The sequence below is a fragment of the Streptomyces sp. CS113 genome (assembly GCF_002188365.1).
GTDB classification, from domain to species: domain Bacteria; phylum Actinomycetota; class Actinomycetes; order Streptomycetales; family Streptomycetaceae; genus Streptomyces; species Streptomyces tendae.
This window is the reverse complement of record NZ_KZ195574.1, coordinates 463,697-489,013: the sequence shown is the minus strand read 5'-3', so window position 1 is coordinate 489,013 and position 25,317 is coordinate 463,697. Positions and strand designations below refer to the sequence as shown.

General features: G+C 72.6%; 23 protein-coding genes. 5 read left to right on the top strand and 18 right to left on the bottom strand.

The window, feature by feature from the left end; translation table 11 throughout:
- Window positions 1-34: 34 nt before the first annotated feature.
- Complete coding sequence (locus B9W62_RS01865; protein ID WP_087804506.1) at window positions 35-1,303, bottom strand: extracellular solute-binding protein; 1,269 nt, start codon at window positions 1,301-1,303, stop codon at window positions 35-37.
- Between the two features lie 228 nt (window positions 1,304-1,531).
- On the opposite strand from B9W62_RS01865, the gene B9W62_RS01860 reads away from it, so the two are divergent.
- Window positions 1,532-2,377, top strand: coding sequence for a GntR family transcriptional regulator (locus B9W62_RS01860; protein WP_087804504.1), 846 nt, complete (start codon window positions 1,532-1,534; stop codon window positions 2,375-2,377).
- 168 nt (window positions 2,378-2,545) lie between these two features.
- Complete coding sequence (locus tag B9W62_RS01855) at window positions 2,546-3,970, top strand: Gfo/Idh/MocA family protein (RefSeq protein WP_087804502.1); 1,425 nt, start codon at window positions 2,546-2,548, stop codon at window positions 3,968-3,970.
- A 72-nt stretch (window positions 3,971-4,042) separates the two neighbouring features.
- On the opposite strand, the gene B9W62_RS01850 is transcribed toward B9W62_RS01855, so the two are convergent.
- Entirely contained in the window at window positions 4,043-4,798 is a 756-nt protein-coding gene (locus tag B9W62_RS01850; RefSeq protein WP_087804500.1) for a hypothetical protein, read from the bottom strand.
- Window positions 4,799-5,128: 330 nt separating this feature from the next.
- Here B9W62_RS01850 and B9W62_RS01845 point away from each other — a divergent pair, with 330 nt between their 5' ends.
- Window positions 5,129-5,332: a cold-shock protein gene (locus B9W62_RS01845; protein ID WP_003978336.1), complete on the top strand. Its 204-nt coding sequence runs from the start codon at window positions 5,129-5,131 to the stop codon at window positions 5,330-5,332.
- A 91-nt stretch (window positions 5,333-5,423) separates the two neighbouring features.
- On the opposite strand, the gene B9W62_RS01840 is transcribed toward B9W62_RS01845, so the two are convergent.
- From B9W62_RS01840 to B9W62_RS01805, 8 genes are all read right to left on the bottom strand, one after another.
- Window positions 5,424-6,257 (bottom strand): alpha/beta fold hydrolase, encoded by an 834-nt coding sequence (locus tag B9W62_RS01840; protein WP_087804498.1) that lies wholly within the window; start codon window positions 6,255-6,257, stop codon window positions 5,424-5,426.
- A gap of 37 nt (window positions 6,258-6,294) precedes the next feature.
- Window positions 6,295-7,110: an SAM-dependent methyltransferase gene (locus tag B9W62_RS01835; RefSeq protein WP_087804497.1), complete on the bottom strand. Its 816-nt coding sequence runs from the start codon at window positions 7,108-7,110 to the stop codon at window positions 6,295-6,297.
- 128 nt (window positions 7,111-7,238) lie between these two features.
- Window positions 7,239-7,973: an SDR family oxidoreductase gene (locus B9W62_RS01830; RefSeq protein WP_087804495.1), complete on the bottom strand. Its 735-nt coding sequence runs from the start codon at window positions 7,971-7,973 to the stop codon at window positions 7,239-7,241.
- A gap of 189 nt (window positions 7,974-8,162) precedes the next feature.
- Complete coding sequence (locus B9W62_RS01825) at window positions 8,163-8,744, bottom strand: TetR/AcrR family transcriptional regulator (RefSeq protein WP_087804493.1); 582 nt, start codon at window positions 8,742-8,744, stop codon at window positions 8,163-8,165.
- Window positions 8,745-8,880: 136 nt separating this feature from the next.
- Window positions 8,881-10,056 carry a YncE family protein gene (locus B9W62_RS01820; RefSeq protein WP_087804491.1) on the bottom strand — a complete coding sequence of 392 codons (1,176 nt, stop codon included), beginning with the start codon at window positions 10,054-10,056 and terminating at the stop codon, window positions 8,881-8,883.
- On the bottom strand, window positions 10,053-10,706 hold the full coding sequence (locus B9W62_RS01815) for an ankyrin repeat domain-containing protein (protein ID WP_087804489.1): 654 nt from the start codon (window positions 10,704-10,706) through the stop codon (window positions 10,053-10,055). The genes B9W62_RS01820 and B9W62_RS01815 overlap by 4 nt, the downstream gene beginning before the upstream one ends.
- Window positions 10,707-10,886: 180 nt before the next feature.
- Window positions 10,887-11,540 (bottom strand): maleylpyruvate isomerase N-terminal domain-containing protein, encoded by a 654-nt coding sequence (locus B9W62_RS01810; protein WP_087804487.1) that lies wholly within the window; start codon window positions 11,538-11,540, stop codon window positions 10,887-10,889.
- 67 nt (window positions 11,541-11,607) lie between these two features.
- Entirely contained in the window at window positions 11,608-12,699 is a 1,092-nt protein-coding gene (locus B9W62_RS01805) for an AI-2E family transporter (RefSeq protein ID WP_087804485.1), read from the bottom strand.
- Between the two features lie 63 nt (window positions 12,700-12,762).
- Between B9W62_RS01805 and B9W62_RS01800 the strand changes: the two genes are divergently transcribed.
- Window positions 12,763-13,371, top strand: coding sequence for a TetR/AcrR family transcriptional regulator (locus tag B9W62_RS01800; protein WP_087804483.1), 609 nt, complete (start codon window positions 12,763-12,765; stop codon window positions 13,369-13,371).
- A gap of 54 nt (window positions 13,372-13,425) precedes the next feature.
- Here the strand turns inward: B9W62_RS01800 and B9W62_RS01795 are convergent, their stop codons facing one another.
- From B9W62_RS01795 to B9W62_RS01780, 3 genes are all read right to left on the bottom strand, one after another.
- The gene (locus B9W62_RS01795; protein WP_179235303.1) at window positions 13,426-14,190 is read right to left on the bottom strand and encodes an SDR family NAD(P)-dependent oxidoreductase; all 765 of its coding nucleotides are present in this window, start codon (window positions 14,188-14,190) and stop codon (window positions 13,426-13,428) included.
- Window positions 14,191-14,684: 494 nt separating this feature from the next.
- Entirely contained in the window at window positions 14,685-16,208 is a 1,524-nt protein-coding gene (gene glpK / locus B9W62_RS01785) for a glycerol kinase GlpK (protein ID WP_087804481.1), read from the bottom strand.
- Between the two features lie 105 nt (window positions 16,209-16,313).
- Window positions 16,314-16,931, bottom strand: coding sequence for a TetR family transcriptional regulator (locus B9W62_RS01780; RefSeq protein WP_179235302.1), 618 nt, complete (start codon window positions 16,929-16,931; stop codon window positions 16,314-16,316).
- Between the two features lie 81 nt (window positions 16,932-17,012).
- On the opposite strand from B9W62_RS01780, the gene B9W62_RS01775 reads away from it, so the two are divergent.
- Window positions 17,013-17,951 carry an oxidoreductase gene (locus tag B9W62_RS01775; RefSeq protein WP_087804479.1) on the top strand — a complete coding sequence of 313 codons (939 nt, stop codon included), beginning with the start codon at window positions 17,013-17,015 and terminating at the stop codon, window positions 17,949-17,951.
- An 18-nt stretch (window positions 17,952-17,969) separates the two neighbouring features.
- Here B9W62_RS01775 and nadE read toward each other — a convergent pair whose 3' ends face one another.
- The 5 genes from nadE to B9W62_RS01750 form a co-directional block, all read right to left on the bottom strand.
- Window positions 17,970-18,800 carry an ammonia-dependent NAD(+) synthetase gene (nadE, locus tag B9W62_RS01770; RefSeq protein WP_087804477.1) on the bottom strand — a complete coding sequence of 277 codons (831 nt, stop codon included), beginning with the start codon at window positions 18,798-18,800 and terminating at the stop codon, window positions 17,970-17,972.
- Window positions 18,801-18,937: 137 nt separating this feature from the next.
- The gene (locus B9W62_RS01765) at window positions 18,938-21,946 is read right to left on the bottom strand and encodes a 3-keto-alpha-glucoside-1,2-lyase-like domain-containing protein (RefSeq protein ID WP_087804475.1); all 3,009 of its coding nucleotides are present in this window, start codon (window positions 21,944-21,946) and stop codon (window positions 18,938-18,940) included.
- 229 nt (window positions 21,947-22,175) lie between these two features.
- A complete protein-coding gene (locus tag B9W62_RS01760) occupies window positions 22,176-23,495 on the bottom strand; it encodes a DEAD/DEAH box helicase (RefSeq protein ID WP_087804473.1) in 1,320 nt (439 codons plus the stop codon).
- 141 nt (window positions 23,496-23,636) lie between these two features.
- Entirely contained in the window at window positions 23,637-24,596 is a 960-nt protein-coding gene (locus tag B9W62_RS01755; RefSeq protein WP_087804472.1) for an alpha/beta hydrolase family protein, read from the bottom strand.
- A gap of 123 nt (window positions 24,597-24,719) precedes the next feature.
- On the bottom strand, window positions 24,720-25,154 hold the full coding sequence (locus tag B9W62_RS01750; RefSeq protein WP_087804470.1) for a PGPGW domain-containing protein: 435 nt from the start codon (window positions 25,152-25,154) through the stop codon (window positions 24,720-24,722).
- Between the last annotated feature and the right edge of the window lie 163 nt (window positions 25,155-25,317).

The window sequence follows — 25,317 nt, the reverse complement described above, 5'->3', positions numbered from 1 at the left end:
CTCCTGATCGTCGGGGTCTGCGGGCCGGCGGCGGTCAGGAGTCGCCGCCCAGCGTCTCGGTGATGGTCCGGGAGGCGTCGGCCGCCGCGGACCGGGCGTCCTCGCCGGTGAGGACGGCGGTCATGTACTCCTTGATCGGGTTCTTGGCCTCGACCGCGGCCCACTGGGGGGTGTTGGGCGTGGCGTGTCCGTTCGCGGCGCCGGCCGCCATGGCCGCGGTGCCCGGGTCGTCGGCGACGGCGCCCGCCAGGGTGGTCTTGTTCGGCACGTAGCTCATGGCGACGGCGAGCTTCTTCTGCCAGGCGTCCCCGGTCAGTTCGCGGATGAGCGCGAACGCCTCCTCCTGGTGGGCGGCGACGGCCGGGACGACCAGGTCGGAACCGCCGGTGAAGACGGCGCCCGGACGGTCGGCGGTCTTGCCGGGGATCGGGAAGAAGCCGAGCTTGCCCTTGAGTTCCGGGTTCTTCTCCTCGATCACCTTGGCCCCGCCCGGCACCGCGATGATCTGGGCGACCTGCCCCTTCGCCATCACCTCGGCCTGCGGCGGCTGGGACTCGTCCGAGTCCTTGGGACCCTTGCCGAGGGCCTGGAGGCGCCGGTAGAAGTCCATGGCGCGCAGCGCACCGGGGCTGTCGAGGCCGCCCTTCCACTCACCGCCGGACTTCGCGGCCAGGTCGGCGCCCTCGTCCCAGACGAAGCCGGACAGCACGTACCAGTTCTGCCCCGGCAGGTAGATGCCCTGGGTCCCGCCCGTGTTCAGCTTGCGGGAGGCGGCGATCCACTGGTCCCGCGTCTTGATCCGCGCGGGATCGATCCCGGCCTTCTCGAACAGGTCGGTGCGGTGGATGACGACCCGGTTGGCGGCGTAGTAGGGAATGCCGTACTGCTTGCCCTCGTACGACCCGGGCTCGGCGAGCCCCTCCAGCCAGTCGGCGCCGCCGAGTTCGCCGACCCGGTCCGAGAAGTCGGTGAGGCCGCCGCTCTGGGCGTACTGGGCGACCTGGGTGTTGCCGACCTCGATGACGTCGGGGGCGTCGTTGCTGGCCAGGGCCGCGGTCACCTTCTCGCCTATGCCCTCCCACTCCTGGATCTGGATCCGCAGGTCGATGTCGGAGTGGGTCTTCTCGAAGCCCGTCTCGAACTCCTTCTGGAACCCGGCCGACACGCTGTCGCGCATGAGCCACACGTCGAGGGCGGTCCTGCCGTCCCCGGCGCCGTCGGAGGAGCCGCCGGACGACGAACAGGCGGCCAGCCCGGCGCCGAGCACCAGCGTGGAGAGCAGGGCGAGCGAACGGTACTTCACGGTTCACCTCTGGAAGAGCTGGAAGGGACGACACACACCCGCACTTGACCAGTAAGGGGCGCTGGGCTTACCAGTCGGCGTTGGTCGAAGGTGGCATGGACCAATGAGGGCGTCAACCCCTCACGTATGTACGGGTTTTCGGCCGACCGAACGCGGGGAGTGGCTGGTTCGCGCCCGAGGTGGACAGGTAAGCTCGGCTGACCAGCAGACCAGTTACGGGAGTACTGCATGGAGATCGACGCCGCCGCCTCCGGTGCGGTGCTCAAACGGGAGCGCGTCCGCGACGCCGTCCTGGAACTCATCGAGGACCGGCGCCCGGGGGACGCGATTCCCTCGGAGCGCACCCTGTGTGCCGAACTCGGCGTGTCCCGGCCCACGTTGCGTGCCGCGATCGACGAACTGGTGGTCGCCGGACTGCTGGTGCGCGAGCACGGCCGGGGCATGTTCGTCGCCGCCGAGAAGATCACCCAGGAACTGGTCTCCGACCGCCGGGCCTTCAGCCTCCCGCAGGCCGCCGGCGCCTGGACCAGCAGACTCCTGGAGGTCCGCACGCTGCCCGCGGGCGCCCGGGTCGGCCGCAGGCTGCGCATCTCGCCGGCGGCGCGGATCCACTACGTGGCACGCCTGCGGCTGGTCGACGGCTCGCCCATGGCCATCGAGTACCTGCACGTGCCGGCCGACCTGGTCCCGGACCTGACCAGTGAGGAGCTGGAGCAGGGCGACCTGTACGAGCACCTGGTCGAGCGGCACGACGTACGGGTCAGCGAAGCCGTGCAGTCCATCGAACCCACCGTGGTCACCCGCGCCGAGGCCGACCTGCTCGACGTGCCCGAACTCTCCCCGGCGCTGCTCTTCGAGCGCCTGACCACCGACACCCGCGGCCGGCCCGTCGAATACGTGCACTCCCTCTACCGCGGCGACCGCTACCGGATCGTCTCCCGGCTCACCCTGGGCCCGCGCGACCAGGCACCGCCTTCCGACGAAGGGCACCATCCGGGCATCCCGCCGGGGGACTTCACCACCAAGGACCCCGTCACGCTCTCGACACGCGGGGTGGTGCAGGACGGGATGTAGCGGCACCTCAGGTACCCGGAACTGCGCGGAACTGCTCGGAACGGCTTTGTATCGAGCACGTATTGACATGTCACGGCTGACGTCGCAGAGTCATGCCCCGACAGTGCTCGACAACGCCCGACCGTGCCCCGACCGTGCTGCCCGAAGCCCACGAGGAGTGTTGCCGTCATGTCCCAACCCCCTTCCCTCTCGCGCCGTCTGCTCCTCGGCTCGGCCGCCGCCTCCGGCGCCCTCGCGGCCGGGATCGGGGCCGCGGCCCCGTCCGCGTCGGCCGCGGACGGGCAGGCGCCCCGCCGCCGGCCCGGCCAGAAGTCGATGATCGGCGTGCCCTTCGCCGCCCACAGAACCGTCCGCGTCGGGGTCATCGGCCTCGGCAACCGGGGAAGCGGCATGATCACCGGCTGGGCGGCCGTGCCCGGCTGCACCGTGACCGCCGTCTGCGACATCCGCGCCGACCGGGCCAGGCGCGCCGCCGACCGCCTGGAGAGCAAGGGCCATCCGCGCCCCGCCGAGTACGGCGGCTCCGCCGACTCCTACGCCCAGATGCTCCGCCGCGACGACATCGACCTGGTGTACGTCGCCACACCCTGGGAGTTCCACCACGAGCACGGCCGGGCCGCGCTCCTCAGCGGCAGGCACGCCGTCGTCGAACTCCCCGTCGCGACGGAACTGCGCCAGCTGTGGGACCTCGTCGACACCTCCGAGCGCACCCGCAGGCACCTGCTCCTGTCCGAGAACTGCAACTACGGCCGCAACGAACTGGCCATGCTGAAGGCGGCGCACGACGGCCTGTTCGGCGACCTCACCAACGGCCACGGCGGCTATCTGCACGACCTGCGCGAACTCCTCTTCTCGGACACCTACTACACCGACTCCTGGCGGCGGCTGTGGCACACCCGCAGCACCGCCTCCTTCTACCCGATGCACGGTCTCGCCCCGATCGCGGCGGCCATGGACGTCAACCGCGGCGACCGCATGACCACCCTGCGCGCCACCGCGACGGCCCCGAAGGGACTGGCCGACTACCGGGCCCGCTTCGTCCCGCGCGACCACCCGTCCTGGAAGGAGACCTACATCAACGGTGACCTGGTCACCTGCATGATCGAGACGGCACAGGGCAGGACCATCCGGGCCGAGCACGACGTGAGTTCGCCCCGGCCCTACAGCCGGATCAACACCCTCGCCGGCAGCCGCGGCATCGTCGAGGACTACGCCGGACCCGCCCCGACCGGCGCCCGCATCTACGTCGAGCCGGACCACAGCGGCCACAGCTGGCGGGACTTCGAGACCTACCGCAAGGAGTACGACCACTGGCTGTGGCAGAAGGTCGGCGACGACGCCGCGAACAACGGCGGCCACGGCGGCATGGACTACGTATTGCAGTGGCGCACCGTCCAGCTGATGCGCGCGGGGCTGGTGCCGGACATCGACGTCTACGACTCGGCCGCCTGGTGCTCGCCCGTTCCGCTCAGCGTCGCGTCGCTGGCCCGGGGCGGCCGCCCCGTCGAGATGCCCGACTTCACCCGGGGCGCCTGGCGCGAGCGCAGGCCCGGCCTCGACTCGGCGCCCACCGACATGCCGCCGGTCGGCTGAGCACGGCACCCGGACCGGCCCGCCGTACGGCGCCGTCCCCGGCCCGCCGTACGGCGCCGTCCCAGGGGCGTCCTACCGCGCCAGCACCTCCCGCGGGCCCATGACGACCACCGGCTCCTTGTCCGGGTCCAGGGCGGTCAGCAGCGCCCGCATGTGCTCCTCGCTCAGGGACACGCACGCGTTGGTCGGCCCGTCGTGGTCCACATGGATCCAGACCCCGCCCCCCTTGTCCTCGCCCAGGGGGCGGGTCTTGTCCAGCGGGGTGGTGCCGGGCACCCGGTTGTAGTCGATGGCGACCACGTAGTCGAACGACCCCTCCAGGGGCTCGCCCAGGTACCCGGTGCCCGACACGGAGAACTCCGGGTCCTCGTCGTAGGGGAGCAGGGTGCCCGGATCGGGCAGCCGACCGCCGGCGTCACTGAGGCCGAAGACGCCGATGGGCGTGTGCAGGTCGCCCGCCTCGTGGTCGTCGGTCCAGCCGCGCAGGCCGTTGTGCGCGGGCCAGGGACCGGCGACGGCGCGCCAGCCCTCGGCCGGGTACTGCTCGTAGAGCACCACCTGTGCCTCCGAGGAACTCCCGGTCTCGCCGGTGACCACCAGGGCCTGCCGGGTGCCGTCCGGGAGGCGCTCCCGCATGACCGGCCCCACCCCGGGCAGCGGGCGGGGGAAGGAGCGCGGGGGAGCGGGCCGCGGGGCCGCGGAGCTGCTCCCGGGCGCGTGCGCGTCCTGTGCAGAGGTGCCCGCGTGCTCCCGGGCGCAGCCGGTGGCCAGCACGCCGGTGCACAGGACAGCGCCGATCACCAGGGCCAGCGCTTTGCTGACGGTCATATCGATCTCCGACTCCGTGTGTGGACTCTTCATAGCTAGACCACTTCAGGAACCGGGTTGTGCGGCCGCCTCGCGGTCTCCCCCGGATGGCGCAGCGGGGACCCGCTCAGCGGTGGCCGAGGGCTCGGAGCGACAACATGGTTCCTGCTCACACCCCTTACTCACTGGTGGGGCTCGGACATGCCGTGTAGCGTCAGCAGCAGATGTCGTGGTTCGCCCAGACCGCCCGCCCAGGAGTGCGGGCGGTTTGCTGTGCAATGCCGGAGGACCAGGACGACCACCTCCGGGTTCGCGCGGTGCGGATCCGATAACGGCTGAAAGGCAAAAGGCATGGCCAGCGGAACTGTCAAGTGGTTCAACTCTGAAAAGGGCTTCGGCTTCATCGCGCAGGACGGCGGCGGCCCCGACGTCTTCGCGCACTACTCCAACATCAACGCTCAGGGCTACCGCGAGCTGCAGGAAGGCCAGGCCGTGACCTTCGACATCACCCAGGGCCAGAAGGGCCCGCAGGCGGAGAACATCACCCCCGCCTGATCGGGAGATCGCCGAGCAGGGCGGGGCCGCGGGGAACAGTCGTTTCCCGGGGCCCCGCCCTGTGGCATGTCGTACCGCGGGACGAACGCCGTCAGGGGACGCGGCGGAAGAAGTCGAGCAGGGCGGCCGTCAGCTCGGCGGGGGCGTCCTCCTGCACCAGATGGCCCGCACCGGTGATCGGCTCCCACCGGGCTCTGGGGACGAGAGCGGCCAGCTCGCGTCCCTTGGCCACGGGGATCCAGGTGTCGTCCTCGCCCCAGCAGACCAGCACCGGGACGTCGATCCCGGCATACCGGTCCTGCATCTCGTCCGTGTACCGCTGGTCCGCCTGGGCGATCTGCCGGTAGAAGGCCGGCCGCCCCGTTTCGCCCAGCCAGGGTTCGACCAGCCGGTCCAGGACCGCCGGGTGCGGCCCGGGGCCGCCGGTGGAACCGACGTACTCGCGCACCAGCGCCCGGTGCAGTGCTTCGGGCAGCTGCTCGAAGACCTCGGCGTGGTCGCGGACCAGCCGGAAGAACGGCGACCCCCAGGGTGCCAGCGCGACCGGGTCGACCAGGGCGAGCGCCCCGTACCGGGCACCGTGCAGCAGATGCGCCCGCAGGGCGACGGCACCGCCGAAGTCGTGGGCCGCCACCAGGGGCTCCGCCAGCCCCCAGTGGTCCAGCAGCTCGGCGAAGACCCGGCCCTGCGCGGCCAGGGACACGTCCTGCCCGGCGCGCTTCTCCGACATCCCGTAGCCGGGCATGTCCCACACGAAGACCTGATGGTGGCGCCCCAGCGAGCGGGCCACCGCGCGCCAGACGTACGAGGAGAAGGGCGTGCCGTGCAGCAGGACCAGCGGGCGCCCGTCCGGGGCGCCCAGCCGGTTCCAGCGGACGGTGCCCGCCTCACTGCGGTACGACTCGGGCAACGGCCATGCGGACATGGTGCGGCTTCCTCTCGGTCCGGCGCGGGTCAGGACCTCACGGCTTGCGGGCGAGTCCGCCGTGTTCGCCGATGAGCTTCGGGTTGTCGGCGCCCTCCTCGGGACGCCACTGCGTCACCGGGACCACGCCGGGCTCCACCAGTTCCAGACCGTCGAAGAACGACGTGATCTGGTCGACGGTGCGCAGGATGTACGGCGCGGCACCACTCTCGTTGTAGGCGTCCTGGGCCCGGTCGAACTCCGGGTCGACGCCGCGCGAGCCGTCGTTGATCGACAGGTAGCTGCCGGACGGCAGAGCGGCCGTCAGCCGGGCGACGACGGAACGCGCCCGGTCGTAGTCGGGGATGTGGCCCAGGATGTTGCTGAGGATCAGGGCGACGGGCTTTCCGAAGTCCAGCGTCTCGGCGGCCGCCGCGAGGACGGTGTCCGGGTCGAGGACGTCGGAGTCGATGTAGGCGGTCGCGCCCTCGGGGGTGGAGTACAGCAGCGCGCGGGCATGGGCGAGGACCATCGGGTCGTTGTCGACGTAGACGATCCGGGTCTCGGGCGCGATCCGCTGGGCCACCTCGTGGGTGTTGTCGGCGGTCGGCAGACCGGTGCCGATGTCCAGGAACTGCCGGATGCCCGCCTCGGCGACCAGGTGGGTGATGTTGCGGCGCAGGAACGCGCGGCTGCTGCGGGCGACGGTGACGATGCCGGGGAAGACGGCGGTGTACGCGTCCCCGGCCTGCTCGTCGACCGGGTAGTTGTCCTTCCCGCCCAGCCAGTAGTTCCAGATCCGGGCCGAGTGCGGCACAGACGTGTCGATCTTCTGCTGCGCGGCGTGGCCGGGAGTCGTCGAGGGGTCGCTCATGGGTGCGGTCCGTCTTTCAGCCGAGGCGTGGGTGCTTGACCACAACCTACGTCGCAACGGCCGCTTTCTGTACACCGGTTGCCCGACCGGCCCGGCGGGCCGGCCGGGCGCCGCGATCCGCCGGGCGCCTACTGCGCGCTGGCGGCCGGACGCACCACGATCTCGTTCACGTCCACCTCGGCGGGCCGGGACACGGCGAAGGCGATGGCGTCGGCGATCGCGGAGGCCGGAACCGCCACCGAGCGGTAGGTCTTCATGTCCTCGCGCGCACGCGGGTCGGAGATGGAGTCGGCCAGCTCGGACTCGGTGACGCCCGGGGAGACCACACTGACCCGGATGTCACCGGCCGACTCCTGCCGCAGCCCCTCGGAGAGGGCGCGCACGGCGAACTTGGTGGCGCAGTAGACGGCGGCGGTCGGCACCACCTCGTACGCGCCGACCGACGCGATGTTCACGACGTGCCCGCCGCCCTGCCGCCGCATGACCGGCAGGGCGGCCGCGATGCCGTGCAGCACCCCGCGGACGTTCACGTCGAGCATCCGGTCCCACTCGTCCACCTTGAGTTCCGAGAGCGGCGAGAGCGGCATCACTCCGGCGTTGTTCACCATCACGTCCACCCGTCCCCAGCGCTCGACGGCGGCCGACACGAAGTCCCGCACGTCGGCGGCGTCGGTGACGTCGAGCCGCCGGAAGCCGGCGGTGCCCCCGTCGGCGGTGATCCGGGCGGCCAGCTTCTCCAGGCGCTCGGTGCGGCGCGCGCCCAGGAACACACGGTGGCCGTCGGCGGCCAGGCGCAGGGCCGTCGCCTCGCCGATCCCGCTGCTCGCCCCGGTCACCAGGACGGCCTTGGTGGTCCGCGTCATGTCGATGTCCTTCCCGTGGAGGGTCCCGCAACTGTCTGCGTCACCGAGTCTGTGCGGGACGGCGGGAGCGGACCAGGACGGTGTCAGCCCGGGTGCGGCACACCCAGGCACCGGAGTGCGTACGGGCGGAGCGTCCCTCGCCGGGTACGCCTCACCCGAGGCGGCAGACGGTCGCGTCCGAGCGCGGGGCTAACCGGCGCCCGCCGCACCCCGTGCGGACAGCGTGCGGAGCACGTCGAAGCACTCGCAGAGCAGTGGCCGCAGCGGTCGCTCCTGCCCCCCTTCCATCCAGCGCCCGAAGGCGACCTTGAGCACGGCGACCGCGGTCTCGGCGGTCAGGCCCGCCGTCAGTTCGTCCGCGCCGCGCTCACGCAGCGCGTCGGCGAGGGCGGTGGAGAGCGACGCGAGCTTGATCAGTTCCCGCTCCCGCAGCTCGGCGTTGGCGTCGATGACGCCCTGCCGGGTGCGGACCAGATCGCCGCGCTCCTCGAAGACGCCCGCGGCGGCGTCGAGTGCGGCGGCCACCGCGTCCATCGGCGTCGCCGTCGGGGGCGCCGCCGCGACGGCGTCCACGCACAGCTCGGCCAGCCTGCCGGAGCCGGCGAAGAGGACCTCTCTCTTGTCGGCGAAGTGCCGGAAGAACGTCCGCTCCGTCAGCCCCGCCCGACTGGCGATCTCGGCCACCGGGGTCTGTTCGTAGCCGCGCTCCACGTACAGCTCCAGCGCCGCCTGCTCCAGGCGGCCCCGCGCGTTCGGCTCCCATCGACCCATGCCGGGAGTCTACGCGAGGGCAGCCACTGTCATGAGCGTCGTGCCGGGGTGCCGCACCGCCGGCGCACCTGCCGGGCCGCGCGGGACGCCAGGGGCCGCTCCCGGGTCCGGGCACGGGCCCTTCGGCCCCGGTGGCTCAGGCGCCGCCCGGCTCCTCGTCGCCGAGGACCGCGACGGCCAGCGGCCGCTCGCCCACCGGAAGCCGGGTCACCCGGCCGGAACCGAGGTCGACGACGCTGAGGCCGTTCCAGTAGCCGTCGCGGGTGAAACCGCCCGAGACGTAGGCGGTGCCGCCGTCGGCGGAGAGCGTCACGGTCTCGTGCGGGCCCTCCAGGGGGATGACCCGTTCGTCGCCGTCGGGCCCGCGGACGGTCAGGGACGGGCCGTCGTCCTCGGACGGGTCGATCGGTCCGGTGCCCACCACGTAGAGCGTGCCGTCGGCGCCCGCCGTGGCGCCGTGCTGGTGGGTGTCGGCGGTCATGTCCTCGATCCGGACCCGCCCGGTGCCGGGATCGACCACCGCGAGGCGCTCGCCCTCGAAGGGCAGCAGCAGGGCGCCGTCACGGGGGCGTACGGCGGTGTAGTGCGGCTTGAGCCAGGAGCCGAGACCGCCCTCGGTGCCGTACGGGGCGACCTCGACGCGGCGCGCCGTCCCGTCGCCGGTGTCGACGACGCTCACGTCGAACGAGTCGTGGTTGGTCGCGTAGACTTGCCGGCCGTCGCGCGAGACGTCGACGTCGAAGGGACGGCGGCCGACCGGGACCACCCGCGTCACCTCCCGCCGTTGCGTGTCGACGACCTCCAGCGTGCCCGTGCCGCCGGGGACGTTGACCCCGACGTAGACACGGCTGCCGTCGGGGGACAGGGCGATGCCCATGCCGCCGCCCCGGTATTCGCCGGTCGTCACGGGGCCGGTGTCCGTGCGGTAGGGAATCAGGGCGGTGCGCTCGCGGGTGCGGGTGTCCACGGCGGCCACGCCCTCCGCGGTCGCCACCCACGCCGTGCCGTCCTCGCCCAGGGCGATCCCGTACGGCGCCGTCCCGACCCGGACCGAACCCAGGTCGGCCGCCCCGCCCCGCGCGGCGGGGTCGACGAAGGTGACGGTGTCGGAGCCGAAGTCCGTGACCAGCAGGGCGCCTTGGGGTGCGGGCGCCGAGGTGCCGCCGGAGTCGGGTGTGCGCCGGGCCGTGGTGCCGGGCGGGGCGGACCCGGGGGGAGCGGCCCCGTCGCCGCCGCCCAAGGCGCATCCGGCCAGCGTCGCGGTGACGGCGGCCAGTGCGGCGAGGCGGACCGCGAGGGAACGCCGGTTCACCGGCGGCCACCCTTGGCGCGAGGACCGTCGCCGCCTTGCGACTCGGCCCGCCGCAGCTGGTCCGCGATGGCCTCGAAGCCCCTGCGCTCGGCGTGGGCACGGGCCGTGACACCGTCGCCGTCCGGCAGCGAGGGATCGGCGCCCGCGGCGAGGAGCGCCGCCACGACGTCCTGGTGCGCGCGGTCGCCGTTGCCGAGGACGACGGCTTCGAGGAGCGCCGTCCAGCCGAGCCGGTTGACGTGGTCCACGTCGATGTCCGTCTCGGCGAGCACGGCCCGTACGTAGGCCACGTGGCCGCGTTCGCTCGCCGGGATGACCGAGACGCCGCCGAAGCGGTTGGTCCGCGTGACGTCCGGACCGCCGGGCAGCAGCGCCCGCATCATCGGGACGCTGCCCGTGACCCCGGTGACCAGCCACGCGCTGTCGTCCCGCGTGTCCTGCGCGTTGACGTCCGCGCCGGCCGCGACCAGGACCTCGGCGACCTCGACCCGGTCGGCCAGGGCCGCCAGGAGCAGTGGCGTGCGGCCCTGCTCGTCGCGCAGTTCCCGGTCGGCGCCGGCCCGCAGCGCGGCCCGGACGGCGTCGGCGTCGCCGCGGCGGACGGCCTGCGACAGGGCGAGGTCGGCGGGGGTGGGTGGCTCGGCGGTCATGGCGGGACAGCTCCACGGGGTCGGGGACGTGTTCCTCCAGCCTGGACCCGCGGGGCACCGGCCGGCGTCGACGCACCGGCTCCTCCCCGCCCGCCGGACGGACGACACCCCCGTCGTCCGATCGGACGACCCGCCGGCCGGCTTCCGGACCCCCGCGGCGGCCGGGCCCGGACCTGCCGGTCAGCCGACCGGAAAGGGCAGCCGCGCGGCCAACTCGCCCAGCGCGGCCTCCTCCGCCGCGGTCGGCGTCCGCCGTCCGGTGCCGATCAGCAGCGCGTCCCGGTCGGTGAACGTGGTGGGGAACGCCGTACCGACGACCCCTTCCAGCAGCTCCCGCGAGCCCTCGAGCCCCGCCGCGGGCGGCGGCGCCGCCTTGGGGAGGTGTGCGATCAGGTCGAGGTGGTGCAGGGACCACTCCAGTACGTACGCGGAGAGGTAGTCGCCCGCCGTGAGCACCTGACCCTGGGTGCCGACCCGGCCCGCGGGGTCCGCGAGCGCGGCGGCGCGCCCGGCGGCGGAACCGACGTCGTCCAGGTGGAACTTGAGCAGCCCCGGCTGCTCGTAGGCGGCGGCCAGGCGGACGATGAGCGCGTCGAGCGGGTCGTCCCCGGTCGGGGGCTCGACGACCTGCCAGTAGGTCACCGCGTCCCGGGTCGGCTCCTCGGCGGTCGGGGTGGCCAGGGTGATCAGGACGTCCTGCGCGTCGACGACCAGGTGGCACACCAGGTCCCGGACGAGCCAGCCGGCGCACCCGGACGGCCGGGCGAAGTCCTCGTCGGAGAGGTCGGCGACCGCGGCGAGCAGGGCCGACCAGGAGCGGGAGAAGAGATCCACGCCGGCCAGCCAACACCACCGCCCGCCCGGCCGCGACCCGATTCGTGCGGGAGACGCGTCCGCAGGCTCAGCCGTCGGCGGCCGCCGCCTCCTCGGGCGGGTCGGTCAACTGCTCGCGCACATAGGTCCAGACCACCGCGATCAGCGCCGTGAGGGGTACGGCGAGCAGGCTGCCCACGATCCCGGACAGGCTGCCGCCCAGCGTCACCGCCAGGAGGATCACCGCCGCGTGCAGACCGAGGCCCCGGCTCTGGAGGATGGGCTGGAAGACGTTGCCCTCCAGCTGCTGCACCACCACGATGATCGCGAGCACGAGGAGCGCGTCCGTCAGACCGTTCGACACCAGGGCGATCAGCACGGCCACGAAGCCCGCGAACAGCGCGCCCACGATGGGCACGAACGCCGACACGAAGGTCAGCACCGCCAGCGGCAGCACCAGCGGTACGTCCAGGATCCACAGGCCGAGGCCGATGAACACGGCGTCGAGCAGCCCCACCAGCGCCTGCGACCGGACGAAGGAGCCCAGGGTCTCCCAGCCGCGCAGCGCGACGACCGGGACGTCGGTGGCCAGCCGGCCGGGCAACTGGCGGGCCAGCCAGGGCAGGAACCGCGGCCCGTCCTTGAGGAAGAAGAACATCAGGAACACGCCCAGGACGGCGGTGATCAGGCCGTTGACCACCGCGCCCACGCCCGTCGCCACCGCGGTGGTGATGCTGCCGACGCTGTCCTGGATGCGTGCCACCGCTGAATCCATCGCACCGGTGATCTCGTCGTCACCGATGTTCAGCGGCGGCCCCGCGGCCCACTCGCGCAGCCGCTGGATGCCCTCGACCACGCCGTCGGTCAACTCGTCCGTCTGGGAGGACATCGGCACGGCGATCAGTGCCACGATGCCCAGGACGACCAGCAGGAACGCCACCGTCACCACCGTGGCGGCCAGTGCCGGACGCCACCCGTGCCGCCGGAGGAAGCGGGCGGGGGGCCACGTCAACGTGGTCAGGAGCAGGCCGACGAGCAGCGGCCACACCACCGACCACATACGGCCGAGGACCCACAGGGTCACTGCGAGCATGACAAGTATCAGCAGCAGCTCGCCCGAGACGCGCGCGCTGGTGCGCAGCGCGGCCCGGGTTTTCGCCGCGCTCAATCCGGCAGACATGGGATCACCCTACGGGGCCCCGTACGATGGACCCGTCGGTCCACTATTTCCGAGGTGTGCGGCGTGCGCGGTGAGTTGACGGCCAAGGGCAGGGCGACACGGCGCCGCATCGTCGAGGGTGCCGCGGCGGTGCTGCGGGAGCGGGGCGTCGCCTCGACGACCCTGGACGACATCATGGCGCGGACCGCCACCAGCAAGAGCCAGCTGTTCCACTACTTCCCCGCGGGCAAGGACGAACTGCTCGTCGAAGTGGCCCGGTTCGAGGCGGACCAGGTGCTGGAGGACCAGCAGCCCCAGCTCGGCCGCCTCGACTCGTGGCAGGCCTGGCAGGAATGGCGGGACGTCGTGATCGACCGCTACGAGACGCAGGGCGACCAGTGCCCGCTCGGGTCGCTGTTCCTGCAAATCGGCCGCACCACCCCGGGCACCCGCGCGATCGTGGTCGAGCTGCTGCGCCAGTGGCAGGAGAGCCTCGCGGCGGGCATCAGGTCGCTCCAGGCGTCCGGCGCTCTCCCCGCCGATCTCGATGTGGACACCAGGGCGGCCGCCTTGCTGACGGCCATTCAGGGCGGCGTGTCCATCCTGCTCTCGACGGGGCGGTCGGCCCATCTGCGGGCCGCCCTCGACCAGGGGATCGCGGATCTCCGGCAGGCGGGCGCCACCGCGCGGTGACGCGGCGCGGGCCCGGTCGGGCCGGGCCCGTCCAGGTCCGGGCGGTGCCGCGTGTCAGGCGGCGATGACGGCCGCCGCGGTGCGCCCGCCGTCGACGTCGAGCACGGTGCCGTGCACGAACGAGGACTCGTCGCCGGCCAGGTAGACGGCCGCGCCGGCGATCGCCTCGGGCGTGCCCATCCGTCCCGCCGGCGTGCCCTTCATCATGACCTCGGCGGGATGGACCTCGCCGGGCGGGGGCGTCTGCACCACACCCGGCGAGATGGCGTTCACCCGTACGCCGCGCGCCCCGAACTCCGCAGCCCACGCCCGCGTCAGGGTCTCCACGGCGCCCTTGGTGGAGCTGTAGAGGGAGCCGACCGGGATGCCCAGGCGCGCGATCCAGGAGCCCAGGTTGATGATCGCCCCGCCCCCGGCCTCCGCCATGGCGGGTGCCAGGGCCGCGGTGAGGAAGAACGGGGCCTTGACGTTCACGGCGTAGACCCGGTCGAAGGTCTCCTCGTCGGTGTCGGTCGTGGTGCCGGGCGGATAGATCCCGGCGTTGTTGACCAGCACGTCCACGCGTCCGCCCAGCACGCGGGTCGCCTCGCCGGCCAGTGCCCGTGAGGCGGCCGCGCTGCCGTCCAGGTCGGCGTGGACGAAGTCGGCCCGGCCGCCGGCGGCGCGGATGCCCTCGACGACCTCCTTGCCCCGTTCGGCGCTGCGCCCGGAGACGACCACGTGGGCCCCCTCGGCCGCGAAGGCCTCCGCGATGGCCCGCCCGATGTTGCTGGTCGCCCCGGTCACCAGTGCGGTCCTGTCCGCAAGCCGCATCGACATGTCCTGCTCCTTGCCTGCCGTCTCAGCCGTGTGCTTCTCCGTCGCCCCCGTCCGGTCGGCGGCCGGGCGCGGCTGCCACTGTGCGGCGAATAAAATGGACTGGCAAGTCCAGAAAACGGAGCCCGGTCGGCCCGTACGGTGCCGGTTGCGGTAGGCGCCCGGAGGCCGGTTCGATGCGTCAGTGCGTGAGGTGGTCCAGCGGTCCCTGGCCGACGGCGCCTTTGCACCGTGCCGCGAGGGCCGAGCGGGAGACATCATCGAGCAGCCCTGCTGTAACCCTCCGGGGCGCCGCGACCTCCGTGCTGCCGGCCGCGTCCCCGTTGGTGGAGGGCGTCACGGGGCGCTGCTTCGAGGACAACCGGGAAGCGCGGACGGCCGCCGCCGGGGACGCGGAACGGGCCGGCGGCGTAGCTCCGCACGCGCTCGACCCGCATGCCGCGGACCGTCCGTGGGAGTACGCCGCCGGAACCGTCGGCCGGTGATCCGCCCCGGCGTCAGCTCTCCGGGACCTTGACCCAGTCGAGCGTGCGTTCCACCGCCATCTTCCAGCCCGCGTACCCCTGCGCACGCCGCTCCTCGGACCACTGGGGCTCCCAGCGCCTGGACTCGCTCCAGTGGGTGCGCAGTTCGTCGGTGTCCCGCCAGAAGCCGGTCGCCAGTCCCGCCGCGTAGGCCGCGCCGAGGGCGGTGGTCTCGGCGACGACCGGGCGGCTGACGGGGACGCCGAGGATGTCCGCCTGGATCTGCATGCACAGGTCGTTGGCGGTCACACCGCCGTCGACCCTGAGCACGTCCAGGTGGACCGAGGAGTCCTGCTCCATGGCCTCGACGACGTCGCGGCTCTGGTAGCAGATGGCCTCCAGCGTCGCCCTGGCCAGGTGTGCGTTGTCGTTGTACCGGGCGAGACCGACGATGGCGCCCCGCGCGTCGGAGCGCCAGTACGGGGCGAACAGGCCGGAGAAGGCGGGGACGAAGTACATCCCGCCGTTGTCCTCGACCGTGCGGGCGAGTTCCTCGCTCTCGGCAGCGGTCTTGATGATCTTCATCTGGTCGCGCAGCCACTGCACCGCCGACCCGGTCACCGCGATGGAGCCCTCCAGCGCGTAGACCGGCGGGTTGTCGCCGAACTGGTAGGCCACGGTGGTGAGCAGACCGTGCTGGGAGCGGACCAGTTCCGTGCCGGTGTTGAGGACCAGGAAGTTGCCGGTGCCGTAGGTGTTCTTGGCCTCGCCGGGCGAGAAGCAGACCTGTCCGACGGTCGCCGCGTGCTGGTCGCCCAGTACCCCCGTGATGGGCACGGCGGCGCGCAGCGGCCGGGAGGTGCGGGTCGTGCCGTACGCCTCGGGGTGCGAGGACGGGTTGATGGTGGGCAGCATGCCGCGCGGGATGCCGAAGAAGCCCAGCAGTTCGTCGTCCCAGTCGAGCGTCTCCAGGTTCATCAGCATGGTGCGGCTAGCGTTGGTCACGTCGGTGGCGTGGATGCCGCCGTCGGGGCCGCCGGTCAGGTTCCACAGGACCCAGGAGTCGGTGTTGCCGAACACCGCGTGTCCTTGCTCCGCGGCCTCGCGGACGCCGTCGACGTTCTCCAGGATCCACTGGATCTTCCCGCCGGAGAAGTACGTCGCGGGCGGCAGCCCGGCCTTGCGGCGGATGACGTCGCCCCGGCCCGACCGCTCCAGGTTCGCGGCGATGGCGTCGGTGCGGGTGTCCTGCCACACGATGGCGTTGTAGTAGGGGCGGCCCGTGCGCGGGTCCCAGACCACCGTGGTCTCCCGCTGGTTGGTGATGCCGATGGCCGCCAGGTCCGTCCCCGACAGGCCGCCGTTGCGCAGCGCGTTCTGCATCACCGAGTTGGTGCGCTCCCAGATCTCCACCGGGTCGTGTTCGACCCACCCGGAGCGCGGCAGGATCTGCTCGTGCTCCAGCTGGTGCTTCGCGACCTCGTTGCCGCCGTGGTCGAAGATCATGAACCGGGTGCTGGTGGTTCCCTGGTCCACCGCGCCGATGAAGTCCGCCATGGAAGCTCACATTCCGCCGGCGTGACCGGCCGTCGACTGTCCGAGCACCCCCTCGGTCAGATTAAGTCGACTCCCGGCCGGCCGCACATAAAGGACATGTGCCTCTCAGGTCTCGCGAGGGGTGCCGTCAAGCGCCGGGGCGATGACGGCGAACGCCCGTTCGGTCAGCTCCCCGGGGTCCGCCGTGCCGTCGCTGTCGCTCCAGCGGTGCAGCACCGTGTTGAACGCGGTCAGCGCCATCCCGGCGGCCAGCTCGGGGTAGAGGTCGCGGTCGGGGGCGAGGTCGGGGCGGCGGGCCAGCTCCGCCGCCAGGTCCTCCCGCCACCGCCCCTGACGCTCCAGGAAACGTGCGTGCAGGGCGGGGGTGCGCAGGATCAGCTGGACCACCCGCAGTGCTCTGTCGGAGTGATCCGCGCAGGTCGCGAGGGGGCCGGAGAGGGCGCTCCGCAGGGCCAGGGACGGTCGCTCCCCGGTGGGGCGGGCCGCCAGGTCCCGGTGGATGTCGGCTCCCATGTCCGTCAGGAACTGGACGACCACGTCCTCCTTGGAGGCGAAGTAGCGGAAGAACGTCCTCTTGGACACTCCGGCGGCGGACGCGATCTCGTCGATGGTGACCGCGTCGAACCCCTTGGCGGCCAGCAACTGCAAGGCCGCCTCGGTCAGTTCGTCCGACACGAGCTGACGTTTGCGCTGGGCGAGGCTGACTTCGGGGCGAGTGCTCACCCCGCCATCGTAACTCCATGCCTCCCATGGCACCAAGTAACAACGTTGACACTTAGTGCCATCTTCGGCATGGTGAGGCGCATGACACAGCAGCGACGTTGGACCGCCGAGCGGATCGGGGACCAGAGCTCCCGGGTGTTCGTCGTCACCGGAGCCAACAGCGGCCTGGGCCTGGCGACCGTCCGGGCGCTCGCCGCGCGGGGCGGACACGTGATCCTCGCCGTGCGCGACGAGGAGAAGGGCCGACGGGCCGTGGAACTGCTCCTGGCCGGGCAGCCGGACGCCCGCCTGGAGGTGCGCCGGCTCGACCTGGCCGACCTCGACTCGGTGCGGGCCTTCGCCCGGGAGGTGCGTGCCGCACATCGGCGCATCGACGTGCTCGTCAACAACGCGGGCATCATGGCGCCGCCCCGGAGGCTGAGCCCCCAGGGGCACGAGTCGCAGTTCGCCTGCAACCACCTGGGCCACTTCGCGCTCACCGGGCTGCTGCTCGACCGGCTGTCGGCGGGCAAGGACCCCCGGGTGGTGACGGTGACGTCGACCAACCACCGGCAGGGACGCCTCTTCCTCGACGACCTCACCGGTGAGCGCGGCTACTCACCCATGGCGTTCTACAACCAGTCGAAGTTCGCGAACGCCGTCTTCGGACAGGAACTCCACCGGCGGCTCAGCGAAGCCGGGAGCCCGGTGCGCAGCGTGCTCGCGCACCCCGGCTACAGCGCCACCCGCCTCCAGACGAGCGCACCGGTCGGCATGGTGCGGATGCTGTTCGGCCGCGTCCTGCGGCCGCTAGCCCAGTCCGCCGAACGGGGAGCCCTGCCGCAGCTGTACGCGGCGACCGACCCCGGCGTGCGCGGCGGCGAGTTCTTCGGCCCGGACGGCCCGGGGGAGCTGCGGGGCGGACCGAAGCGGGTCCGGCCGGCACCGGCGGCGGCCGATGCCGCCACCGGCCGCCGCCTGTGGGAGGTGTCGGAGCTGCTGACCGGCGTGGGGTTCGCGCCGGGGCCGGCGACCGACTGAGACCGTGAACGGAGCGGGTCAGGGAGCGATCGGCAGGCGCCGCTTGTGGTCGGTCTGCCGGTAGCGGGTGACGATCGTCTCGAAGACCGGCTCCGTCACCGGCTTGCCCTCCAGGAAGTCGTCGATCTCCTCGTAGGTGACTCCGAGCGCGTCCTCGTCGGCCTTGCCGGGGTCGAGGGTCTCCAGGTCGGCCGTCGGGACCTTGCGGACCAGCTCGGCGGGCGCGCCCAGCGCGTCCGCGACGGCGCGCACCCGGCGCTTGGTGAGGCCCGCGAGCGGTACGAGGTCGGCGGCGCCGTCGCCGAACTTGGTGAAGAAGCCGGAGACCGCCTCGGCCGCGTGGTCGGTGCCGACCACCAGGCCGCCGTGCGCCCCCGCTACCGCGTACTGCGCGATCATGCGCTGCCGGGCCTTGATGTTGCCGTGCACGAAGTCCTGGTGATGGGCGTCGCGGAAGGCCACGTCGGCGGCGAGCAGGGCGTCGAGCGCCGCGTCGCTCGCGGGCTTGATGTCCACGGTCAGTACCTGGTCGGCCCGGATGAAGGAGAGGGCGAGCTGGGCGTCGTGCTCGTCGGCCTGGACGCCGTGCGGCAGCCGCATGGCGTAGAAACGGGCCTCGTGCCCCGCGGCGCGGGCCCGCTCCACGGCGAGCTGGCACAGCCTGCCGGCGGTGGTCGAGTCGACGCCGCCGCTGATCCCGAGCACCAGGGCACGCAGACCGGTGGCGGTCAGCCGCTCGGCGAGGAAGGCCACCCGGCGCTCGATCTCCCGCTCGGCGTCGAAGGTCTCCGCGACCTCCAGTTCCCGGGCGATCTCCTTTTGCAGGGCGATGGACGCCGGCTCGCTCAATTCCGCTCCTTGTTCGACGGGCAGGGTGTTCCTCGATTCACCCTACCCAGAGGCGGCCGGAGCACCGGTCCGCCCACCGGATCCGTGGAGCGGGAGGTGCGGGGCGGCCGTCAGGGACCGCCCCGCACGCCTGGGGGTCAGTCCAGCGGTTCGACCCGGATGTCGCGGAACCGGACCTTGTTCCCGTGGTCCTGGAGCCGGATCGCCCCGGCGGCCGGGGTTTCGGCCCGGCCCGCCGCGGTGGGTCCGTCGAGCGCGACGTCGTCGTGGACCGTCTTGCCGTTCCACACCACCGTCACCCGCGCGTCGGCGGTCTTGGCGCCGTTCTCGTCGAAGCGGGCGGCACGGAAGACGATGTCGTACGTCTGCCAGGTCTCCGGGGCCGTCGCCGCGTTGGTGTCGGGTGCCTTCTTCAGATAGATCGCCCCGGCCTCGTTGGTGTCCGGGGTGGTGTCGCCGTAGGAGTCGAGGATCTGCAACTCGTAGCGGTCCTGGAGGTAGATGCCGCTGTTGCCGCGGTCCTGGCCGGTCACGTCGTCCGGCAGCAGCGGGACGCGGAACTCCACGTGCAGCTTGAAGTCCTGGTAGGCGTCCTTGGTGCGGATGTCGCCGCAGCACACCTCCATCGACCGCTCCTCGGCCAGCGGCCAGGCCACCTTCCTCCCGTCCGTGTGCTGCCACTGCTCCTGCGAGGCGGCGGTCCCGTCGAACAGGGCGACCCGGGCGCCGTGCGGGCGCACGGTGATCAGGTCCAGGTTGACGTGGCCGGTGTCGCCGGGGTCGTAGCGGTAGGAGACCGTGTTGTGGCCGGCCCGCAGCCGCACGCTCTCGGTGCGGGTGGACCAGGTGTCCCAGTCCCCGGTGGACGGGAGCTGGGTCTGGCGGACCTTCTTCCCGCCCGCGTACAGGGAGAGCGACTTGGTGCCCTCGAAGGGGTTCGGGCCGTTGGAGTAGCGCAGGCCCACGTCGTAGGTGCCGGTCTTCGGGACGGTCACGTCGAACGTCGTGGTGACGTCGCCCTCGGTGGCGTAGCGGTCGACGAAGCCGCTGCCGGAGTAGCCGGCGTGGTCGGTGTTGATGCCCGCCTTCCCCGTCAGCCGCGCCTCCTCGGCCTCGTACAGGGTGGCCGCCGGCGGCTGCTTTCCGGGCATCTCGTTGAGGGTGTACCAGGCCTCGGTGCTCCAGAGCGTCTCACCGGAGGCCGAGGCGAACGGGCGCGGGGAGCGCACGTGGACGACGCGGTCCGGCTTCAGGCCGTCCAGCCGCAGCCGCACGGTGCGGCCGTCGTCCGAGAGCGTCGCGGACCGCACGGCCAGCTTCTCCTCGGCGATCTTCGGGCCGCCGTAGTCGCCGGTCGGCGTGTAGCGCCACTGCTCGGCCTCGTAGCGGGAGGCCAGCTCCGCGGCCGTCTCCTCGGACACCGGCTGGGTGTACGTCAGGTCGAAGCCGCCGGGCACGGCCCGCATCTTCTGGACGTCGAAGGTGTTGCCGCCGTTGGGCGTCAGCTTCTGCAGGCCGAACTTCAGCTTGCCCTCCTGCCCCCAGTTGCCGTCGGCGCCCAGGCCGCCGGTGTAGATCGCGCCGTCGGGGCCCATGGAGACCCGGTTGACGCCCGCCTCCAGGCCCTGCGTGTAGCGGAAGACGGCGCCCTGGTACTGGCCCTTCACCTTCTCCAGGTAGGCGCGCTGGAGGCCGCCGTAGGTGACGTCACCGATCAGCAGCTGGCCCGCGAACCTGCCCTTGGTGAGGTACAGCGGGGTGGAGGGCGAGTTGCCGATCTCGTTCTGCGGCAGCCACAGCACCGGCTGGGTGACGGGGGAGTCCTCGAACGGCCCGGCGGGTTCGGTGTAGTGGTTGAAGAAGCGGTCCTGCTTGATCTGGACGAGCTTCGAGGCGGGCAGCCAGCCGCCCTGGTTGTCGGTGGTGAACAGACTGCCGCCCGGTCCCCAGCCGATGCCGTTGGGCGTGCGCAGCCCGCCCGCGATCGGGCTGATCTTCCCGGTCTTCTTGCTGATCTTGTACGTCGTCCCGCGGTTGGGTGCGGGCTGCGGGTTGGTGGTCGCGCCGCCGAGGTCGATGGCGACGGAGAGGTTCACGTAGAAGTAGCCGTCCCGGTAGAGCAGGCCGAACGCGAACTCGTGGAAGTTGCCGCCGTAGGGCCAGGTGGCGACCGTGCGGTACTCGTCGGTCACGTCGTCGCCGTCGCTGTCGACCAGGCGGGTCAGCTCGTGCTTCTGCGAGACGTAGAGCGAGCCGTCCACGTACTTGATGCCCATCGGCTCGCGCAGCCCGCTCGCCACCTTCTCGACGGTGACCTTGTCGCGGCTGGTGTCACCGGTGACGTTGTCCAGGAGGTACACCTCTCCGGCAACGTTGTCGGTGCCGCCCCAGGTGCTGAGCGCCAGGCGGCCGTCGGGCAGCCAGTCCATGCCGGTGACCTGCGGTTCGAACCCTTCGGGGCGCAGGTCGGTGAGGTCGAGGTCGGGGCGTACGGAGGTGAGCGGCAGACCGTCGCCGGGGGTGTCGCGCCCGGCCTCGCACTCCTTGCGGCCCGGCGCCGTCACCCGGACGACCCCGGCGTCGGTGCTCAGTGCCTCGGTGGGTACGACGCTGAACTCGCTCTCGCCCGGCGGCATCCAGGACAGCTGCAACTGCTGGCCGCCGCCGCGGTCGAAGTGGTCGATGCGCAGCGGGTGCGCTCCCGCGGTGAGTTCGACCGTGCCGTCCTTGGGCTCCGCGCCGTGCAGTCCGTCGTGGTCGATCACCGTGGCGTCGTCGAGGGTCAGCCGGGAGCCGTCGTCGCTGACGAGCCGGAACACGTAGGTGCCGTCACGCGGCGCCACCAGGTAACCGGACGCCTGGGAGACGAAGTTGTCGGCGATACCGCCGAAGTCGGCGGTGCTGGACCAGTCGACCGTCGGCATCAGCTTGTCGTGGTTGGGGGTCTGGCCCGGCTTGAGGGTGCACAACTCGTTCAGCGGTGTCTGGACGTCGAACACGCGCAGGGTGACGCCCGGTTCCTGCGGCGGGATGTCGGCGGGCGCCGCCGAGGACGCCGGGGCGGCCCAGGCGCCGCCGAGCGCGACGGCGGACGTCAGCAGAAGGATGAGGTGTCTTCGGGCACGCGAGAACAGCCGTGGGTGCATAGGTCCTCCGGGGGATGGGGACCGGACCGTGCCGGATATCGCTCCGGTCTTGTGCGGTAGGACGGACGTTCCGCCGCCAAGGTAGGAGACTTCCGCTCGGCATGTCCATACTTTGTCATCAGTGTGTGCAAAGTTCTGGACGTCAAGTCCCCCGCCGGGGCGGCACGTTCGCCTCCGTCTCAGGGGGCACGTTCGCTTCCGCCTCCAGGCGGCACGTTGGCCCGCGGGGTCAGCGGCCCCTGCGCACCCGGGCCGCCGCGCGTGCCTCCGCGGCCCTGCGCGCCTCGACGGCCTTGCGGGACTCCTTCGCGGCACCGGCCGGACGGGTGCCCATGCCGCGGAACCGGGCGTTGCCGCCCTCCTTGCCCTGCCCGGCGGGCGGGCGCTGCGCGCCGGTGAGGTCGGTCAGCTTCTGCTCGCCCGAGCGCACCGGGGTCACCGTCGGCCGGATCCCGGCCTCCGACGTCATCCGGTTCACCTCGCGCCGCTGGTCGGGGGTGACGAGGGTGACCACGCTCCCCGCCCGTCCGGCCCGCGCCGTGCGCCCGCCGCGGTGCAGGTAGTCCTTGGCGTCGGCCGGGGGATCGACGTTGACGACGAGGTCGAGCGCCTCGACGTGGATGCCCCGCGCCGCGACGTTGGTGGCCACCAGCACGGTGACCTCGCCCGCCACGAACCGGGCGAGCGTGTGCGTGCGCTGCGGCTGGGACTTCCCGCTGTGCAGGGCGGCGGCGGACACACCGGCGGCCCGCAGGTCCCGGGTGAACCGGTCGACCCCGGCCTTGGTGTCCAGGAACATCAGCACCCGGCCGTCGCGGGCGGCGATCTCGGTGGCGGTCGCGTACTTGTCGGCGGGGTGGACGACCAGTACGTGGTGCTCCATCGTGCTCACCGAGGCCGACGCCGGGTCGACGGACACGAGAACGGGGTCGTGCAGGTGGTCCCGCACCAGCTGGTCCACGTCGCCGTCGAGGGTGGCCGAGAACAGGAGCCGCTGCCCGTCGGAGGGCACCTGCTCCAGGAGCCCGGAGACCTGCGGAAGGAACCCCAGGTCGCACATCTGGTCCGCCTCGTCCAGCACCGTGATCCGCACCTGGTTCAGCCGGCAGTCCCGGCGGGAGACCAGGTCGGCCAGGCGGCCCGGCGTGGCGACGACCACCTCGGCGCCGTCGCGCAGCGCCTGGGTCTGCCGGTTGATCGACAGCCCGCCGACGACCGTGGTCAGGCGCACGCCCAGCGCCCGGGCGTACGGCGCCAGCGCGTCGCTCACCTGCTGGGCCAGCTCCCGGGTCGACACCAGGACGAGGGCCAGCGGCCGCTTCGGCTCCGCGCGCCGGCCGGCGGTCCTGGCGAGCAGGGCGAGCCCGAAGGCCAGCGTCTTGCCGGAACCGGTCCGGGCCCGGCCGAGGACGTCGCGCCCGGCCAGCGCCTCCGGCAGGGTCGCCGCCTGGATCGGGAACGGCTGCGTCACCCCGAGGGCGGTCATCGTCTCGACGAGGACCGGCGGCAGTCCGAGGCCGTCGAAGGACGCGGTCGGCTTCGCGTTCATGGGGGACCTTTCTGATCAGGCGCCCGGAACGCGACCGGGTCCGTACCCCTCGGTACGGACCCGGGCGCCTCGAAGCGTGGGCCCATTTTACCAGCGGGGCCGCGCACTACCCCGCTCCCGCACGGCCCGACGGCGCTCGGCCTACTTGGACTCGACCCGCCCGAGCGGATCCGGCCCGGCCGCCAGGGCGTCCCGCGCCGCCTGCCAGGCGGTGTCCCCCGGGTACAGCGCGGAGCGCAGATAGGCCCAGGTGAGCCGCTGCACGGCGGCCACCCGGCCGGGGTCCTCGTCGGTGGTCTCCGCGACGTCGTACCCGGCCACACCGCCGAGCCCGTGCTCCGCGCCGAACAGGGTCAGCAGGGACTTGGGGCCGGGGGAGAGGGAGTACGGATCGGCGTGCCACCCGGGCCCGGACACCGTCAGGTGCGCGGAGTCGTCCCGGTCGCCGGCGACGACCAGCGCGGGCGTGGTCATCCGGGAGAAGTCCGTGGTCAGGAAGAAGGGCATGTTCTTCGCTGCGGACTCACTGAGGGCGTCGCCGCCCCGGCCCGGCGCGGCCAGCAGCACGCCCGCCCTGATCCGGGGCTCGGCCAGGTCCGCCTCGGTGCCGTCGTCCGGGTCGGTGAGCCGGGCGCCGAGCAGCAGGCTCGCGGTGTGGCCGCCCATCGAGTGCCCGGCGACCGCGACCCGGCTCCGGTCCAGACGGCCGGAGAGCTGCGGGACCGCCTCCTCGAGGACGTCGAGCCCGTCGAGGACGCGCGTCATGTCCTCGGCGCGCGAGCGCCAGAACAGGGGCGCCCCGGGGGTCGCGGGATCCAGGGCGAGCGACCGGGAGCTGAGATGGGTCGGCTGGATCACGACGAAGCCGTGTGCCGCCCAGTGGTCGGCGAGCGGGGCGTAGCCGTTCAGGGACGAGAGGTGGTTCGAGTAGCCCTGTCCGTGCGAGAGCAGGACGACCGGCAGGCCGGTCCCGGTCACGGGTGCGGAGACCCGCACCTGGAGGTCCACGGGCCGCCCCGGCGCCGGTATCACGACCGGGGCGACGGAGAGGGCGGGAGCGGGCGGGGGGAGGAAGTCGGTGGCGTGGGTCGGTGCGCTCATGGTGCGTGTGTCCGTTCGTTGAATCGACAACGGAGACGGCGAGGCCGTGGGGAAGGGACGCGTCGGCGCGACAAGAAGCGGGACGCTGTCCCGGTTAAATATACGGAACGCTGTCCCGTTTGGTCAACGCGTGCTGCCCGGAGCCGGCGGCGACCCGCGCCGCGCCGCCCGCACCCGGCGATGGCTCCACCCGAGCAGGGCGAACAGCACGAAGCCCGAGACGATCAGACTCGCCCCGGTGGCCCATCCGGAGTACGGCAGTTCGGGCACGAGGCCCCAGGCCACGCCGGCGGCGAGGAGGAACAGCCCCACGAGCACGGAGCCGGCGATGCGCCACCCGGAGGACACGCTCTCCTCGGCGGCACGCATCGCGCGGTCGCGGACCGGGGCGACGAACCGGTCCAGCGCCGGAACGGCGCGCGCCAGCAGGACCACCCCGGCGAAGACGAGCAGCAGGCCGGGCCCGGGCAGCACCAGCAGCGCGACGCCGATCAGCAGCAGGAGGGCGCCGAGGGTGCCCAGGGCGGTGCGCCGGATCGATTCGACTCCCCGCGCCATGGCGCCCCACTCTCCTGCGGTCGGCAAGGACTTCGGTTCCGTCGGCGTCCCCCAGCCTAGGCAGGGATCGGGGCACGGGCGATTCCGGAGCGGACGGGGGCGCGGGGCCGTGCGCCCGGCCGGTGAGGACGCCGGTGCCGTCGTCCGGCGGGCCCGGCCGGAG

Bases quoted from the DNA above. Each gene is read 5' to 3' on its own strand.
- B9W62_RS01765 (WP_087804475.1), bottom strand. From the start codon at position 21,946: ATGCACCCACGGCTGTTCTCGCGTGCCCGAAGACACCTCATCCTTCTG.
- B9W62_RS01860 (WP_087804504.1), top strand. From the start codon at position 1,532: ATGGAGATCGACGCCGCCGCCTCCGGTGCGGTGCTCAAACGGGAGCGC.
- B9W62_RS01830 (WP_087804495.1), bottom strand. From the start codon at position 7,973: ATGACGCGGACCACCAAGGCCGTCCTGGTGACCGGGGCGAGCAGCGGG.
- B9W62_RS01815 (WP_087804489.1), bottom strand. From the start codon at position 10,706: ATGACCGCCGAGCCACCCACCCCCGCCGACCTCGCCCTGTCGCAGGCC.
- B9W62_RS01755 (WP_087804472.1), bottom strand. From the start codon at position 24,596: ATGAGCGCACCGACCCACGCCACCGACTTCCTCCCCCCGCCCGCTCCC.
- B9W62_RS01850 (WP_087804500.1), bottom strand. From the start codon at position 4,798: ATGACCGTCAGCAAAGCGCTGGCCCTGGTGATCGGCGCTGTCCTGTGC.
- B9W62_RS01845 (WP_003978336.1), top strand. From the start codon at position 5,129: ATGGCCAGCGGAACTGTCAAGTGGTTCAACTCTGAAAAGGGCTTCGGC.
- B9W62_RS01750 (WP_087804470.1), bottom strand. From the start codon at position 25,154: ATGGCGCGGGGAGTCGAATCGATCCGGCGCACCGCCCTGGGCACCCTC.
- glpK (WP_087804481.1), bottom strand. From the start codon at position 16,208: ATGGCGGACTTCATCGGCGCGGTGGACCAGGGAACCACCAGCACCCGG.
- B9W62_RS01760 (WP_087804473.1), bottom strand. From the start codon at position 23,495: ATGAACGCGAAGCCGACCGCGTCCTTCGACGGCCTCGGACTGCCGCCG.
- B9W62_RS01795 (WP_179235303.1), bottom strand. From the start codon at position 14,190: ATGTCGATGCGGCTTGCGGACAGGACCGCACTGGTGACCGGGGCGACC.
- B9W62_RS01775 (WP_087804479.1), top strand. From the start codon at position 17,013: ATGACACAGCAGCGACGTTGGACCGCCGAGCGGATCGGGGACCAGAGC.
- B9W62_RS01855 (WP_087804502.1), top strand. From the start codon at position 2,546: ATGTCCCAACCCCCTTCCCTCTCGCGCCGTCTGCTCCTCGGCTCGGCC.
- B9W62_RS01805 (WP_087804485.1), bottom strand. From the start codon at position 12,699: ATGTCTGCCGGATTGAGCGCGGCGAAAACCCGGGCCGCGCTGCGCACC.
- B9W62_RS01835 (WP_087804497.1), bottom strand. From the start codon at position 7,110: ATGAGCGACCCCTCGACGACTCCCGGCCACGCCGCGCAGCAGAAGATC.
- B9W62_RS01825 (WP_087804493.1), bottom strand. From the start codon at position 8,744: ATGGGTCGATGGGAGCCGAACGCGCGGGGCCGCCTGGAGCAGGCGGCG.
- B9W62_RS01840 (WP_087804498.1), bottom strand. From the start codon at position 6,257: ATGTCCGCATGGCCGTTGCCCGAGTCGTACCGCAGTGAGGCGGGCACC.